This is a genomic window from Pseudomonas multiresinivorans, assembly GCF_012971725.1.
In the GTDB taxonomy this organism is placed as follows: domain Bacteria; phylum Pseudomonadota; class Gammaproteobacteria; order Pseudomonadales; family Pseudomonadaceae; genus Pseudomonas; species Pseudomonas multiresinivorans.
The window spans coordinates 1968202-1984168 of record NZ_CP048833.1; the positions used below are offsets into that span (position 1 = coordinate 1968202).

At 64.5% G+C, this 15967-nt stretch carries 11 protein-coding genes; 9 read left to right on the top strand and 2 right to left on the bottom strand.

All coding sequences use genetic code 11. From position 1 onward, the window contains the following. Positions 1–145: 145 nt before the first annotated feature. The 9 genes from G4G71_RS09045 to G4G71_RS09085 all read left to right on the top strand — a co-directional run bounded on the left by G4G71_RS09045 (position 146) and on the right by G4G71_RS09085 (position 13427). A complete protein-coding gene (locus G4G71_RS09045) occupies positions 146–1447 on the top strand; it encodes a nitrate/nitrite transporter (RefSeq protein ID WP_169936950.1) in 1302 nt (433 codons plus the stop codon). Positions 1448–1459: 12 nt separating this feature from the next. Further along, positions 1460–2866, top strand: a complete 1407-nt coding sequence (locus G4G71_RS09050) for a NarK family nitrate/nitrite MFS transporter (protein WP_169936952.1) — start codon at positions 1460–1462, stop codon at positions 2864–2866. Positions 2867–2965: 99 nt separating this feature from the next. Then, positions 2966–6745 carry a nitrate reductase subunit alpha gene (locus tag G4G71_RS09055; protein ID WP_169936954.1) on the top strand — a complete coding sequence of 1260 codons (3780 nt, stop codon included), beginning with the start codon at positions 2966–2968 and terminating at the stop codon, positions 6743–6745. Positions 6746–6756: 11 nt separating this feature from the next. Next, positions 6757–8292: a nitrate reductase subunit beta gene (gene narH, locus G4G71_RS09060; RefSeq protein WP_169936956.1), complete on the top strand. Its 1536-nt coding sequence runs from the start codon at positions 6757–6759 to the stop codon at positions 8290–8292. Positions 8293–8309: 17 nt separating this feature from the next. Further along, a complete protein-coding gene (gene narJ, locus G4G71_RS09065) occupies positions 8310–9050 on the top strand; it encodes a nitrate reductase molybdenum cofactor assembly chaperone (RefSeq protein ID WP_169942575.1) in 741 nt (246 codons plus the stop codon). Positions 9051–9052: 2 nt separating this feature from the next. Then, positions 9053–9739: a respiratory nitrate reductase subunit gamma gene (gene narI, locus G4G71_RS09070; RefSeq protein ID WP_037010005.1), complete on the top strand. Its 687-nt coding sequence runs from the start codon at positions 9053–9055 to the stop codon at positions 9737–9739. 103 nt (positions 9740–9842) lie between these two features. Beyond that, entirely contained in the window at positions 9843–10661 is an 819-nt protein-coding gene (locus G4G71_RS09075; protein ID WP_169936958.1) for a peptidylprolyl isomerase, read from the top strand. Between the two features lie 162 nt (positions 10662–10823). Next, positions 10824–11810, top strand: a complete 987-nt coding sequence (gene moaA, locus G4G71_RS09080) for a GTP 3',8-cyclase MoaA (protein WP_169936960.1) — start codon at positions 10824–10826, stop codon at positions 11808–11810. 822 nt (positions 11811–12632) lie between these two features. Continuing rightward, the gene (locus G4G71_RS09085; RefSeq protein WP_169942577.1) at positions 12633–13427 is read left to right on the top strand and encodes an ABC transporter substrate-binding protein; all 795 of its coding nucleotides are present in this window, start codon (positions 12633–12635) and stop codon (positions 13425–13427) included. 698 nt (positions 13428–14125) lie between these two features. On the opposite strand, the gene G4G71_RS09090 is transcribed toward G4G71_RS09085, so the two are convergent. Both G4G71_RS09090 and G4G71_RS09095 read right to left on the bottom strand, forming a co-directional pair. Then, positions 14126–14749, bottom strand: a complete 624-nt coding sequence (locus tag G4G71_RS09090; protein ID WP_169936962.1) for a helix-turn-helix transcriptional regulator — start codon at positions 14747–14749, stop codon at positions 14126–14128. Between the two features lie 77 nt (positions 14750–14826). Then, a complete protein-coding gene (locus tag G4G71_RS09095) occupies positions 14827–15957 on the bottom strand; it encodes an NAD(P)/FAD-dependent oxidoreductase (RefSeq protein WP_169936964.1) in 1131 nt (376 codons plus the stop codon). Positions 15958–15967: the final 10 nt, after the last annotated feature.

The following is a 15967-nucleotide window of genomic DNA, read 5'->3' on the forward strand; positions in this document are numbered from 1 at the left end:
TATATTCGTTTCAGAGATACCCACTAAGGAGTAGCGGCGCGCATCTGCTCACGAATCGCCCTTTCGCTCATTGATGACGATCAAGAGAAGGACGCGAGTCCTTACCTAACGTGCGGGCAAAGGCTGTCAGGAAGTGAGCTTAGCCATGTTGTCCCACCGTCAGAAACAGTACTCCGTGCTCGGTATGAGCACACTGGCGTTCGCCGTGAACTTCGCGGTCTGGACGATGTTTTCGATCATCGGTATCCGCATCAAGGAAGAGCTGGGGTTGTCCGAAGCCCAGTTCGGCCTGATGGTCGCGTTGCCGATCCTTACCGGTTCGCTGGTACGCCTGCCGCTGGGGTTGATCACTGATCGCTTCGGCGGGCGCATCGTGTTCTTCATCCACATGCTGCTGGTGGCCATCCCGATCTACGGGCTGGCCTTCGCCACGCTCTACTGGCACTACCTGGTGCTGGGCCTGTTCGTCGGGCTGGCCGGTGGTTCCTTTGCGGTGGGCATTGCCTACACCTCCTCGTGGTTCGAGAAGGACCGCCAGGGCACCGCCATGGGCATCTTCGGTGCCGGCAACGCCGGTGCGGCGATCACCAACTTGGTGGCACCGACGATCGTGATCGCCTTCGGCTGGCGCATGGTGCCGCAGATCTACTCGGTGGCCATGCTGGTCACCGCGCTGCTGTTCTGGTTCTGCACCTGGACCGACCCTGCCCACACCCGCGGCAGCGAGGCCGACGCCAACCGTGCGCGGCCGACCCTGGCCAAGCAACTGGCGCCGTTGGGCGAACTGCGCGTCTGGCGCTTCGGCCTGTACTACTTCTTCGTCTTCGGCGGCTTCGTCGCCCTGGCCCTGTGGCTGCCCAAGTACTACATCGCCGAGTACGGCCTGGACCTGCGCACCGCCTCCTTCATCACCATGCTGTTCACCCTGCCGTCGGGCCTGATCCGCGCCCTGGGCGGCTGGTTCAGCGACCACTACGGCGCCCGTGCGGTGAACTGGGGCGTGTTCTGGATCTGCCTGGTCTGCCTGTTCTTCCTCTCCTACCCGCCGACCACCATGACCATCCACGGCATCAAGGGTGACGTCAGCCTCGGCATCGGCCTGAACGTCTGGCTGTTCACCTTCCTGGTGTTCGTCGTCGGCATCGCCCAGGGCTTCGGCAAGGCCAGCGTGTACCGGATCATCCACGACTACTACCCGCAGAACATGGGCACTGTCGGCGGCATGGTCGGGGTCATCGGCGGCCTCGGCGGCTTCTGCCTGCCCATCCTGTTCGGCTACGCCGCCGACCACATCGGCGTGCGTTCCTCCTGCTTCATGTTGCTGTTCGGCCTGACCGTGATCTGCATGGTCTGGATGCACTACGCGATCAAGCAGCAACAGCGCCTCGATGGCCAGGCCCGCGCGGCCGACGTCGACGCCTCTCCCATTCCTTCCAGTCACTCCTGAGGTAATGCCGTCATGGGCATGATCGCCAACCCCCAACTCAAAGCCGCCAGAGGCCCGCTGCTGGTCGACTGGCGCCCCGAGGACCCCGAGTTCTGGGCGCAGAGCGGCAAGCGCATCGCCGCGCGCAATCTGTGGATCTCGATTCCCGCACTGCTGCTCGCCTTCGCCGTGTGGATGATCTGGAGCACCGTCACCGTGCGCCTGAACGCCGCCGGCTTCAGCTTCAGCAACGACCAGCTGTTCCTGCTCGCCGCGCTGCCGTCGATCTCCGGCGCCACGCTGCGCATCTTCTACTCCTTCATGGTGCCGATCTTCGGCGGCCGCCGCTGGACCGCGCTGTCCACCGCCTCGCTGCTGATCCCCTGCCTCTGGCTGGGCTTCGCCGTGCAGGACCCGACCACGCCGTACTGGGTGTTCGCGACCATCGCGCTGCTGTGCGGCTTTGGCGGCGGCAACTTCGCCTCCAGCATGTCCAACATCAGCTTCTTCTATCCGAAGAACCAGCAGGGCACCGCCCTGGGCCTGAACGCCGGCCTGGGCAACCTCGGTGTGTCGGTGATGCAGTTCGCCGTGCCGCTGGCCGTGGCCGGCGGGCTGTTCGGCGCCTTCGGTGGCGAACCGGAAACCCTCTCCGATGGCAGCCGCCTGTGGTTGCAGAACGCCGGCTGGATCTGGGTGCCCTTCATCGCCGTGGTGTCCGTCGCCGCGTGGTTCGGCATGAACGACATCGCCGATGCCAAGGCCTCGTTCCGCGATCAGTCGGTGATCTTCAAGCGCAAGCACAACTGGCTGATGTGCTGGCTGTACGTGGCCACCTTCGGCTCGTTCATCGGCTTCTCCGCCGGCTTCGCCATGCTCAGCAAGACCCAGTTCCCGGATATCAACCCGCTGCAGTACGCCTTCCTCGGCCCGCTGGTAGGCGCCCTGAGCCGGCCGCTGGGCGGCTGGCTGGCCGACAAGTTCGGCGGTGCACGCATCACCCTGTGGAACTACGCGGCAATGATCGCCGGTGTGTTCGCGGTGATCAGCTTCCTGCCCGGCGCCAACGGTGCAGGCAGTTTCTTCGGCTTCCTCGGCTCCTTCATCGCGCTGTTCTTCTTCGCCGGCATCGGCAACGGCAGCACCTTTCGCATGATCCCGGTGATCTTCCGCAACGAGTGGGCCGCGCGCCTGAAAAAAGGTGGCTTCACCGAGGCCCAGGCAGCCAAGGGCGCGAGCATGGAATCGGCCGCGGTGATCGGCTTCTCCGCCGCCATCGGCGCCTTCGGCGGCTTCTTCATTCCCAAGGCGTTCGGCACTTCGCTGGCCATGACCGGCAGCGCCGAGGGCGCCCTCTATGTGTTCGTCGCCTACTACCTGACCTGCATCGTCGCCACCTGGTGGTGGTATGCGCGCAAGGGTGCTGAGAGCCCCTGCTGAGTTCCGCGGTGGACAGCGCTGTGCGTTGCCCTCCCTACGTGATTCGCAAGTCCTGATTTGAGATTGAACGCCCGGCGCAGACCGGGTGAGGAGATACAGATGAGTTACCTGCTCGACCGCCTGCAATTCTTCAAGAAGAAGCAGGGTGAATTTGCCGATGGTCACGGCGAAGTCTCCAACGAAAGCCGTGCCTGGGAAAACAGCTACCGGCAGCGCTGGCAGCACGACAAGATCGTTCGCTCTACCCACGGGGTGAACTGCACCGGCTCGTGCTCCTGGAAGATCTACGTGAAGAACGGCCTGATCACCTGGGAAACCCAGCAGACCGACTACCCGCGCACCCGCCCGGACCTGCCCAACCACGAGCCGCGTGGCTGCCCCCGTGGCGCCAGCTACTCCTGGTACATGTACAGCGCCAACCGCCTGAAATACCCCAAGGTGCGCAAGCCGCTGCTCAAGCTCTGGCGTGAAGCCCGCGCCGCCCACAACGACCCGGTGGACGCCTGGGCCAGCATCGTCGAGGACTCCGCCAAGGCCAAGAGCTACAAGAGCGAGCGCGGCCTGGGCGGCTTCATCCGTTCGAGCTGGAGCGAAGTCACCGAGATCATCGCCGCCGCCAACGTCTACACCGCGAAGACCTACGGCCCGGACCGCGTCATCGGCTTCTCGCCGATCCCGGCCATGTCGATGGTCAGCTACGCCGCTGGCGCCCGTTACCTGTCGCTGATCGGCGGCGTGTGCCTGAGCTTCTACGACTGGTACTGCGACCTTCCTCCCGCCTCGCCGCAGATCTGGGGCGAGCAGACCGACGTGCCGGAATCGGCCGACTGGTACAACTCCAGCTACATCATCGCCTGGGGCTCCAACGTCCCGCAGACCCGTACCCCCGACGCACACTTCTTCACCGAAGTCCGCTACAAGGGCACCAAGACCGTGGCCGTCACCCCGGACTACTCCGAAGTGGCCAAGCTCACCGACCTCTGGCTCAACCCCAAGCAGGGCACCGACGCCGCACTGGGCATGGCTTTTGGTCACGTCATCCTCAAGGAATTCCACCTCGAGAAACCCAGCGCCTACTTCGTCGACTACTGCCGTCAGTACACCGACATGCCGATGCTGGTGCTGCTCGAACCGCACACCGAAGGCGTACTCAAGCCGACCCGCTACCTGCGCGCGGCGGACCTCGCCGGCAACCTCGGCCAGGACAACAACCCCGAATGGAAGACCATCGGCCTCGATGAAATCAGCGGCGAACTGGTCTCGCCCACCGGCGCCATTGGCTACCGCTGGGGCGAGTCGGGCAAGTGGAACATCGAGGAGAAAGAGGGCGGCGCGCAACGTGAAACACGCCTGGCGCTGAGCCTGATCGATGGCCCGGAAAACGCCTGCGACGTCGGCTTCCCGTACTTCGCCGGGCAGGAACACCCGCACTTCAAGGGCGTGGACAACGACGAGGTGCTGGTGCGCCGCGTACCGTTCCGCGAGTTCACTGGCGCCGATGGTCAGACCCTGCGCGTCGCCACCGTGTATGACCTGCAGATGGCCAACTACAGCGTCGACCGTGGCCTGGGTGGCCGCAACGTCGCCGCCTCGTACACCGATGCCGATGTGCCCTACACCCCGGCCTGGCAGGCACGCATCACCGGCGTTCCGGCCGCTCGTGCCATCCAGGTGGCCCGCGAGTTCGCCGACAGCGCCGACAAGACCCACGGCAAGGCCATGGTCATCATCGGCGCGGCGATGAACCACTGGTACCACATGGACATGAACTACCGCGCGGTCATCAACATGCTGATGATGTGCGGCTGCATCGGCCAGAGCGGTGGCGGCTGGGCGCACTATGTGGGCCAGGAAAAACTCCGTCCGCAGACTGGCTGGGCACCGCTGGCCTTCGGCACCGACTGGAACCGTCCGCCACGGCAGATGAACGGCACCAGCTTCTTCTACCTGCACAGCTCGCAATGGCGTCACGAGAAGATTTCGATGCATGAAGTCCTCTCGCCGCTGGCCGACACCAAGCAGTTCCCCGAGCACGCGCTGGACTACAACATCCGCGCTGAACGCATGGGCTGGCTGCCATCCGCTCCGCAGCTCAACCGCAACCCGCTGCACATCGCCGCCGATGCCGAGAAGGCCGGTATCCCGGTGCAGGACTACGTGGTGCGCGAACTGAAAGCCGGCAACCTGCGCGTGGCCAGCGAGCAGCCGGACGATCCGCAGAACTTCCCGCGCAACATGTTCATCTGGCGCTCCAACCTGCTCGGCTCCTCGGGCAAGGGCCACGAGTACATGCTCAAGTACCTGCTGGGCGCGAAGAACGGCGTGATGAACGAGGATCTCGGCAAGGAAGGTGGTCCGTGCCCGGGCGAAGTGGACTGGGTCGACCAGGGTGCCGAAGGCAAGCTGGACCTGGTGACTACCCTCGACTTCCGCATGTCCTCCACCTGCATGTACTCGGACATCGTCCTGCCGACCGCGACCTGGTACGAGAAGGACGACCTCAACACCTCCGACATGCACCCCTTCATCCACCCGCTGTCGGCCGCCACCGACCCGGCCTGGGAAGCCAAGAGCGACTGGGAGATCTACAAGGCCATCGCCAAGAAGTTCTCCGAGGTTTCCGTCGGCCACCTGGGCGTGGAGAAGGACCTGGTTACCGTGCCGCTGCTGCACGACACCGCCAACGAACTCGCGCAGCCGTTCGGCGGCAGCGACTGGAAGAAGGGCGAGTGCGAACCGGTTCCCGGCCGCACCATGCCGACCCTGCATGTGGTCGAGCGTGACTACCCCAACACCTACAAGAAGTTCACCTCCCTCGGCCCGCTGCTGGACAAGCTGGGCAACGGCGGCAAGGGCATCGGCTGGAACACCGACAAGGAAATCAAGCTGCTCGGCGAGCTGAACCATCGCGTGACCGAACCCGGTGTCGGCGAAGGTCGTCCGCGCATCGAAAGCGCCATCGACGCCGCCGAGGTGATCCTCGCCCTGGCGCCGGAAACCAACGGCCAGGTGGCGGTCAAGGCGTGGAATGCGCTGTCGAAATTCACCGGTCGCGAACACGCCCACCTGGCACTGCCCAAGGAAGAGGAAAAGATCCGCTTCCGCGATGTCCAGGCACAGCCGCGCAAGATCATCTCCAGCCCCACCTGGTCGGGCCTGGAAGACGAACACGTGAGCTACAACGCCGGCTACACCAACGTCCACGAAATGATCCCGTGGCGCACCCTCACCGGTCGCCAGCAGTTCTACCAGGATCACCCCTGGATGCAGGCCTTCGGCGAGGGCTTCGTCAGCTACCGGCCGCCGGTCAACACCCGCAGCACCGACAAGCTGTTCAACAAGAAGCCCAACGGCCACGCCGAGATCACCCTGAACTGGATCACCCCGCACCAGAAGTGGGGCATCCACTCCACCTACAGCGACAACCTGCTGATGCTCACCCTGTCGCGCGGTGGCCCGATCATCTGGATGAGCGAGAACGATGCCCGGCGCGTCGGCATCGAGGACAACGACTGGGTCGAAGTCTTCAACGCCAACGGCGCCGCGACCTGCCGCGCGGTGGTCAGCCAACGCGTGAAGGACGGCATGGTGATGATGTACCACGCCCAGGAACGCATCGTGAACCTGCCCGGCAGCGAGACCACCAAGACCCGCGGCGGCCACCACAACTCGGTGACCCGTGTGGTGCTCAAGCCCACCCACATGATTGGCGGTTATGCCCAGCAGTCCTGGGGCTTCAACTACTACGGCACCGTCGGCTGCAACCGCGACGAGTTCGTCGTGGTGCGCAAGATGAACAAGGTCGACTGGCTCGACGAGCCGGAGCACGGCGGGCTGGGCGGTGACGCTCTGCCGCAACCGCTGCCCCAGGACATTTGAGGATTACTGCCATGAAAATTCGTTCGCAAGTCGGCATGGTGTTGAACCTCGACAAATGCATCGGTTGCCACACCTGCTCGATCACCTGCAAGAACGTCTGGACCAGCCGCGAAGGTGTCGAGTACGCCTGGTTCAACAACGTCGAAACCAAGCCCGGCATCGGTTACCCGAAAGAGTGGGAGAACCAGGAGAAGTGGAAGGGCGGCTGGAAGCGTAATGCCGACGGCTCCATCGTCCCGCGCATCGGCGGCAAGTTCCGCGTGTTGGCGAACATCTTCGCCAACCCTGACCTGCCGGAAATCGACGACTACTACGAGCCCTTCGACTTCGACTACCAGCACCTGCACACCGCGCCCAAGGCCCAGCACCAGCCGGTGGCCCGCCCGCGTTCGCTGGTCTCCGGCCAGCGCATGGAGAAGATCGAGTGGGGCCCGAACTGGGAGGAAATCCTCGGTACCGAATTCGCCAAGCGTCGCAAGGACAAGAACTTCGACCAGATCCAGGCGGACATCTACGGCGAGTACGAAAACACCTTCATGATGTACCTGCCGCGCCTGTGCGAGCACTGCCTGAACCCGGCGTGCGTGGCCTCGTGCCCGAGCGGCGCGATCTACAAGCGTGAGGAAGACGGCATCGTCCTGATCGACCAGGACAAGTGCCGCGGCTGGCGCATGTGCATCAGCGGCTGCCCGTACAAGAAGATCTACTTCAACTGGAAGAGCGGCAAATCCGAGAAGTGCATCTTCTGCTACCCGCGCATCGAGGCCGGCCAGCCGACCGTCTGCTCGGAAACCTGCGTGGGCCGTATCCGCTACCTCGGCGTGCTGCTGTATGACGCCGACCGCATCCACGAAGTGGCCACCTGCGAGAACGAGCGCGACCTGTACCAGAAGCAGCTGGAAATCTTCCTCGACCCGTTCGACCCGAAAGTGATCGAACAGGCCCGCAAGGACGGCGTACCGGACAGCGTCATCGAGTCCGCGCAGAAGTCGCCGGTGTACAAGCTGGCCATGGACTGGAAACTGGCCCTGCCGCTGCACCCGGAATACCGCACGCTGCCGATGGTGTGGTACGTGCCGCCGCTGTCGCCGATCCAGAACGCCGCTTCCGAAGGTCACATCGGCAGCGACGGGGTGATCCCGGACGTCGAGTCCCTGCGCATCCCCGTGCAGTACCTGGCCAACCTGCTCACCGCCGGCGATACCGCGCCGGTGCTGCTGGCCCTCAAGCGCCTGCTGGCCATGCGCGCCTACAAGCGCGCCGAGCACGTCGAAGGCAAGCAGGACCTGGCGGTACTGGAGAAGGTCGGTCTGTCGGTCAACCAGGTGGAAGAGATGTACCGCTACCTGGCGATCGCCAACTACGAAGACCGCTTCGTCATCCCGACTGCCCACCGCGAAGAGGCCCTGTCGGATGCCTTCGCCGAGCGTTCGGGTTGTGGCTTCAGCTTCGGCAACGGTTGCTCCAGCAATTCTGGCGTCAACCTGTTCGGCGGCAAGGCCGTGGACAAGCGCAACGTCATCCAGACCGTGCAGATACAGGAGTGACGACCATGGCCATCTCAATGGAAAGTCACAGCCAACTGCTCAAGCTCAGCGCCCTGATGCTGGACTACCCGCGCGTTGAACTGCGTGAGGAAAGCCTGGCCCTGCATGCCCTGATCCGCACCTGCAACCTGCCCGAACAGCAGCGCGACGGCCTCGCCGCGCTGCTCAACGAGCTCTGCAAGGGCGACATCCTCGATGTGCAGGCGAGCTACGACGGCCTGTTCGAGCGCGGTCGCTCGGTCTCGCTGCTGCTCTTCGAACACGTCCACGGCGAAAGCCGTGACCGCGGCCAGGCGATGGTCGACCTGATGGACCGCTACACCCAGGCGGGCCTGGCCATCGACGTCAACGAGCTGCCGGACTACCTGCCGCTGTACCTGGAGTTCCTCGCCCTGCAGGACGCCGAGTCGGCGCGGGCCGGCCTCGCCGAAGTCGCGCACATCCTCGCGCTGATCGCCCTGCGCCTGGAAGAGCGCGGCAGTGGCTACGCCGCAATCTTCAACAGCCTGCTGGAACTGTCCGGCGAGCAGCCTGACCTCGGTGCGCTCAAGCGCGACCGCGAGCAGGAAGTGCGCGACGACAGCCTGGAGGCCATCGACAAGGCCTGGGAGGAAACCCCGGTGAGTTTCACCGAGCCCGCCGTCGGTTGCCCGTCCACCAGCGCTCGCCGCGTCTCCACGTCCGCCGAACAACCCATGCAGTGGGTCGCCCAGCCTGTGCCGCAGATGCAGTACCGGGCGGCCAGAAAAGGAGTCTGAACATGTCCCTCGATCTTCTAGCGTTCGGGATCTATCCCTACGTCGCGCTCGCCATCTGCCTGATCGGCAGCTGGGCGCGCTTCGACCTCTCGCAATACACCTGGAAAGCCGGCTCCAGCCAGATGCTGAGCAAGAAGGGCATGCGGGTCTACAGCAACCTGTTCCACGTCGGCGTGCTGTTCATCCTCGCCGGCCACTTCGTCGGCCTGCTGACCCCGCACGCGGTCTACGAACACCTGATCAGCACCGAGCAGAAGCAACTGCTGGCGATGGTCTCCGGCGGCTTCTTCGGCATCCTCTGCTTCATCGGCCTGACCGGCCTGATCCTGCGCCGCCTGACCAATGAGCGCGTGCGCGCCACCGGCAACGCGTCTGACCTGATGATCCTGCTGGTGCTCTACGTCCAGCTGATCCTCGGTCTGTCGACCATCGTCGCCTCCACCCATCACCTGGATGGTTCGGTGATGGTCATGCTCGCCAACTGGGCGCAGTCCATCGTCACCTTCCAGCCCCTGGCCGCCGCCGAAGCCATCGCGCCGGTATCGCTGGTCTACAAGCTGCACGTGACCCTGGGCCTGACCCTGTTCGTGCTGTTCCCCTTCACCCGCCTGGTGCACATCGTCAGCGCCCCGGTGTGGTACTTCGGCCGCCGCTATCAGGTGGTCCGCACCAAGCGTCGCGCCGTGTGATGAAGCGGCGGATAACGCTCGCGCGTTATTCGCCCTACCTGATGCTCTTCCCCCTCTCACTTCAGGGAGAGGGTCGGGGAGAGGGTTACTGGAGGTAATCGAAATGAGTTGCTCCCACTACGAAGCCAAGGTCGAACACGTCGACCTGCCGAAGATCGAAGTCAACGGCGTCGCCATCGCCGAGGACGAACTGGCCCGCGAGCTGCAATACCATCCCGCTTCCAGCCACGCCGAGGCGCTGTACTCCGCCTGCCGTGCGCTGGTGGTGCGCCAACTGCTGGTGCAACGCGCCGCAGAGCTTGGCGTGACGGGGCAGGCCGAAGAAGGCGAGGCCGCCGAAGAGGCGAACATCCGCGCCCTGATCGACCATGAGGTCGGCGTGCCCGAGGCCGACGAAGCCAGCTGCCGGCAATGGTACGAAGCCAACCCGACTCGCCTGACCTCGCCCTGGCGCATGCGTCTGCGCCATGTGCTGCTCGGCTGCGCGCCGGACGATCTGGAAGGCCGCGCCAAGGCCCGCGAACAGGCCGAGGAACTGCTCGCCGAATTGCGCGAGCATCCCGAGCGCTTCGCCGAAAAAGCCATGCGCTTCTCCGACTGCCCGTCGAAAGACGAGGGCGGTGACCTGGGCTGGATCGAACCGGGACAGACCGTCCCCGAGTTCGAGAAACGCCTGCTGCAACAGCAACCCGGCCTTCTCGGCCATCCGCTGGAAAGCCGCTACGGCCTGCACATGGTCGAACTGATCGAGCGTGAAGGCGGCGAGCCGCTGGACTTCGCCGAAGCTCGCCCGCGCATCGCCGGCTACCTGCGTGCCCAGGTGCTGCAACGCGCCGTCAGCCAGTACATCAGTGTGCTGGCCGGTGAGGCGCGGATCGACGGTTTCGTCTTCGACGGTGCGGAGTCGCCGCTGGTGCAGTAGAGCCAGAGCCCCTCTCCCTAACCCTCTCCCTGAAGGGAGAGGGGACCGTCCGGTGCAGGATGAAATATTGGTGTCAGCCGGCACGGACAGCTCCCTCTCCCTTCAGGGAGAGGGCGGGGGAGAGGGATCGCCCAACTCTGATCTGCCATGGAGCAATGTCAGATGTCCGAATGGATCGACGGCCAGGGCCGCAAGATCGACTACCTGCGCCTGTCCGTAACCGACCGCTGCGACTTCCGCTGCGTCTACTGCATGTCCGAGAACATGCGCTTCCTGCCGCGCCAGCAGGTGCTGACCCTGGAAGAGATCGAACGGGTAGCGCGGCTCTTCGTCGAGCGTGGCGTGAAGAAGCTGCGCCTTACCGGCGGCGAGCCGTTGGTGCGCCCCGGCATCGTCCACCTCTGCGAACGCCTTGCGGCGCTGCCCGGCCTGCGAGAGTTGTGCATGACCAGCAATGGCTCGCAGCTCACCCGATTGGCGGGTGATCTCAAGGCGGCCGGTCTTTCCCGCCTCAATATCAGCCTGGATACGCTTGACCCGCAGCGCTTCGCCGCCATCACCCGCACCGGGCGCCTGGAGCAGGTCCTGCGTGGCATCGACGCCGCACAGCAGGCCGGCTTCGAGCACATCAAGCTCAACTGCGTGGTGATGAAAGGCCGCAACGCCGATGAGGTGCCGGCGCTGGTGGACTACGCCATCGCCCACGGGCTGGACATCAGCTTCATCGAGGAAATGCCGCTGGGCCAGGTCGGCCGCGAGCGCGAGGAAAGCTTCTGCTCCAGCGACGAAGTCCGCGCGTTGATCGCCGAGCGCCATGAACTGCTGGACAGCGCCGAACACAGCGGCGGCCCGGCGCGCTACGTGCGCCTGGCCCAGCATCCGGACACGCGCATCGGCTTCATCTCGCCGCATTCGCACAACTTCTGCGCCACCTGCAATCGCCTGCGCCTGACCGCCGAAGGCCGCCTGCTGCTGTGCCTGGGCCACGAACATTCGCTGGACCTGCGCGGCCTGCTGCGGCGCCATCCGCTGCACGATGAGCCCATCATCGAAGCCCTGCGCGGCGCCCTGCAGCGCAAGCCGGCACGCCACGAGTTCAGCGTTGGTGACGTACAGGTACTGCGCTTCATGAACCTCAGCGGCGGCTGAAACAGACCTCCCTTGGCGGGCAGGATGTCCGCCGCGTGCCTTGCGTCCCTGACTACACCCGTAGGGCGAATAACGCGCAGCGTTATCCGCCACTTCGGTGCGTGCACACCGAATCCCTGCGCTCGATGAAACGCCCTGGATGCCTGCTTTTCGTAGGAGCGAGCTTGCTCGCGAACAACCGATGCATGCGGAGCACGGGCGGTTCGCGAGCAAGGACTGGGCGCCCCCTCGCTCCTACACGAACCGCTCCGCTCTCCCTTGGAACCAGGCACAAAAAAGCCCCGGCGACATGAGCGTATCGCGGGGGCTTCGGGCATCTGCCAAAGGTATAACCGTGGAAGCTACGGTAAATCATGCGAAAGAAATGTTTCGAATCCTCCTCGGATCGCTTCGGAACGCTTCCAGACTAAAGCCGAGCTCAGGTCCGCCACATCCCTCCGAAGGAGTAGCGGCCTGGCCGCAAAGGAGAGTGCGCCGCGCTGCCGCAGGAGGCGCCGGCATAAACCGTAGGGCGAATAAAGCGGAACGCTTTATCCGCCGTCCCGGTACCCATGGCCAAGGACGGCGGATAACGCTGGGGGCGTTATGCGCCCTACTGTCGCGACCACGGCAGGGGCGATTGACGTTGTGTACTTTTTAGTCCAGATTGGATTTTAAGTTTACGCGCCAGCGCGCGTGGACGAACGATAACAAGCTGGTCGCCTGGGTCAGGGCAAGGCAATGCCGCTGCGACGTGCCACGTCGCGCCCCTGGACGAATCACAAGATGCCGATACTTCTCTGCCAAGACGCAGCGGCCGGCCGCCCGGCCCTGTCACCGAACATGCCACGGAGTTCATCGATGAATCGCAAAGCCCTGCTGGGCGGCCTGATGCTGGCCGCTTTCGCCACCTTCTCCCACGCCGAAGACAAGCCGCTGCGCATCGGCATCGAGGCGGCGTACCCGCCCTTCGCCTACAAGACCCCGGAAGGCGGCATCGCCGGCTTCGACTACGACATCGGCAACGCGCTGTGCGCAGAGATGAAGCGCAAGTGTCAGTGGGTCGAGCAGGAATACGACGGCCTGATCCCCTCGCTGAAGGTGCGCAAGATCGACGCCGCGCTGTCGTCGATCACCATCACCGAAGAGCGCAAGCACTCGGTGGACTTCACCCACAAGTACTACTTCACCCCGGGCCGCCTGGTGATGAAGGAAGGCTCGCAGCTGGACGAGCAGTTCAGCCAGCTCAAGGGCAAGAACATCGGCGTGCAGCGCGGCTCCACCGCCGACCGCTTCGCCACCGAGGTACTGGGCAAGGCCGGCGCCAACGTGGTGCGCTACACCAGCCAGGACGAGATCTACCTGGACCTGCTGGCGGGTCGCCTGGACGGCACCTTCGCCGACTCCATCCCGCTGGAAATCGGCTTCCTGGAAACCCCGCGCGGCAAGGGCTTTGCCTTCATCGGTCCGGAGTTCAAGGACCCGAAATACTTCGGCGAAGGCGCCGGCATTGCGGTCCGTAAGGGCAACACCGAGCTGGTCGGCCAGCTCAATGCCGCCATCGATGCCCTGCGCGCCAACGGCAAGTACAAGGAAATCGAAGGCAAGTACTTCAAGAGTGATATCTACGGGGACTGATCTTTTCGTCGAGTCCTGGAATAGGCCGCCTTCGGGCGGCCTTTTTCGTTGCGCCGAAATGCTCTTCGTAGGATGGGTGGAGCGAAGCGATACCCATGCTGCCCATGCACTGGGCCCGACGTCCGTGCTGGGCGTAGCTGTGTCCGGTCTGGTAGGGCGGATAACGCCTATGGCGAAATCCGCCAATCTTTCGTGTTTCTGCGCCGCTTCGGTTTGCTCGGATGTATTGGGTTTCGCCCCCTCGGGCGACCTACTTTGGCAAACGACCCAAAGTAGGCAAAGGTCTTGCCCCTCCATCCGGTTTTTCGCTTAGGCGAAAAATGCCCTCGTTGAACCGAAGTTTCAGGGGCACGCCACGACGGGCCATCCCTGGCCCATCGTGGCTCTCGCGACATCCATGTCGCTCAACCCCTGAAACTCCGCTTCAACGAGGCCTCCTGAAAGGGGCGATCGGCGTGCGCGGATATTTCTCTGGAAGACTTTTAAAAGCCAAAGCCAAAGCCAAAGCCAAAGCCAAAGCCAAAGTTGGATTGGAAGCAGGCTCTCGTGGAAGCGGACTCCGTCCGCGATTGATGTCGCGCTATGCCGTGAGGTTCGCGAGCAAGCTCGCTCCTACTAAAAGCGCACGGCGCGTTCCGGCCGCCTGTAGGAGCGAGCTTGCTCGCGAACCGGAGCGAAAAACGCGGGAAGGAGTCGGCTCAAACCTCCTCCTTCAACTCCTTCAGGTGCTTGTAAACCGTTGCCCGGCCCATGTTCAGCACGTTGGCCACATAGTTCGCCGCGCTCTTGCCCTTGAACGCGCCCTCGGCGTGCAGCGCCAGAACCAGCTCGCGCTTGTGGTCGCGGCTGAGGGTGGAGAGGCTCAGCTGACGCTGCCGCAGCCAGCCATGCAGGAAGGTGTTGATGCGCTCCTGCCAGTCGTCGCGGAACAGGGCGTCCGGCTGCGGGATGACCTTGCTGGAGGAGAGGAACAGGTCCAGCGCCGCCTTGGCGGTCTCGAACAGGGTGATGTTGAGGTTGATGCACAGCACCGCCAGCGGCTCGCCCTTGGCGTCGCGCAGCACGGTACTGATGGAGCGGATCTTCTGGCCGTCCCAGTTGAGCTTCTCGTAGGGGCCGATGTTGCGTTCGTCGTGGCCGCCTTCGAGCATGTCTTCCAGGGCCGAGTCGTCACCGACCTCGCGCTTGGAGATGTTGTTCGCCAGGTACGCCACGCGCTGGTCGCGCAGGTCGTGGATGACCACTTCGGCGTGGGGGAAGAACAGCGCGGCAATGGCGTCGGCGATGGCCTTGTAGTTGTCCAGCGGATCAGCGGCGGTCATGGGCAAGGCTCTCGGGGCGATGAAGCGGGCGCTGGCGAGTGTGCCGCAAGCGCCCGCGGGCTGTCACGACTGGTGGCTCACTTGGCCAGCAGGCGCGCCGGGGACAGCATCTCGGCGCTCAGGCCGTGGCGGGTCAGGTGCTCGGGCAGGGCTTCATGGCGGATCAGCGCGGCGCTGGCTTCGCCCATGGCCGCCGAGGTCTGGATGCCATAGCCGCCCTGGCCGGCGACCCAGTACAGGCCGGGCGTCGCCGGGTCGTAGCCGGACACCAGGTCGCCGTCGGCGAAGAACGAGCGCAGGCCGGCCCAGGTGTGGCTCGGTCGGCGGATGCTGAGGGTGGTGTGCTCCTCGATCTGGTAGATGCCCAGGGCGATGTCCAGCTCTTCGGGCTGCACGTCGTGGGGCTCCACCGGGTCGGCGTTGGCCGGCGAGCCGAGCAGCATGCCGGCGTCGGGCTTGAAGTAGAAGGACTCGTCCAGGCTGACCAATACCGGCCAGGCATGACTGTCCACGCCTTCCGGCGGGCTGAACAGGAAGGCGGCGCGGCGCTTGGGTGTCAGGCCCAGCGGCGCGGCACCGGCCAGTTCGGCGATCTTGTCGGACCAGCTACCGGCAGCGTTGACCAGTACGGGAGCGCGGTAGGTTTCCTGCGCGCAGCGTACTTCCCAGGCGCCGTCGATGCGGTTGATTTCCAGGGCTTCGCTGTCCAGTTGCACGCTGCCGCCGTTGCGACGAATGCCGCGCAGGTAGCCTTGCAGCAGGCCATCGGTGTCGATATCGGCGGCGCTGGGGTCGAGCATCGCGCCGTGGACTTTCTCGCGGCGCAGCACCGGGACGATGGCGCAGGCTTCGTCGGCATCCAGCAGGCGCATTTCCGGCACGCTGGCGAGGGCACTCTGGTACTGACGCTGGAGCTCTTCCGCGTTGCCTTCGAAATCCACGGTCATCTCGCCGCGCGGGGTGAGGATCGGGTGCTCGACGAAGCCTTCCGGCGGATTGTCGAAGAAGGCGCGGCTGGCGGCGGTCAGTGCACGTACCTGCGGCGTGCCGTAGGCGACGGTGTAGAGCGCTGCCGAGCGACCAGTGGAGTGGTAGCCGGCGTGGGATTCGCGCTCCAGCACGGCGACCTTGCCTTGGCGGGAGAGGAAGTAGCCGGTGGAGGCGCCGGCAATGCCGCCGCCGATGATGAGGAAGTCGACTTCGATCATGTTCGTCTCC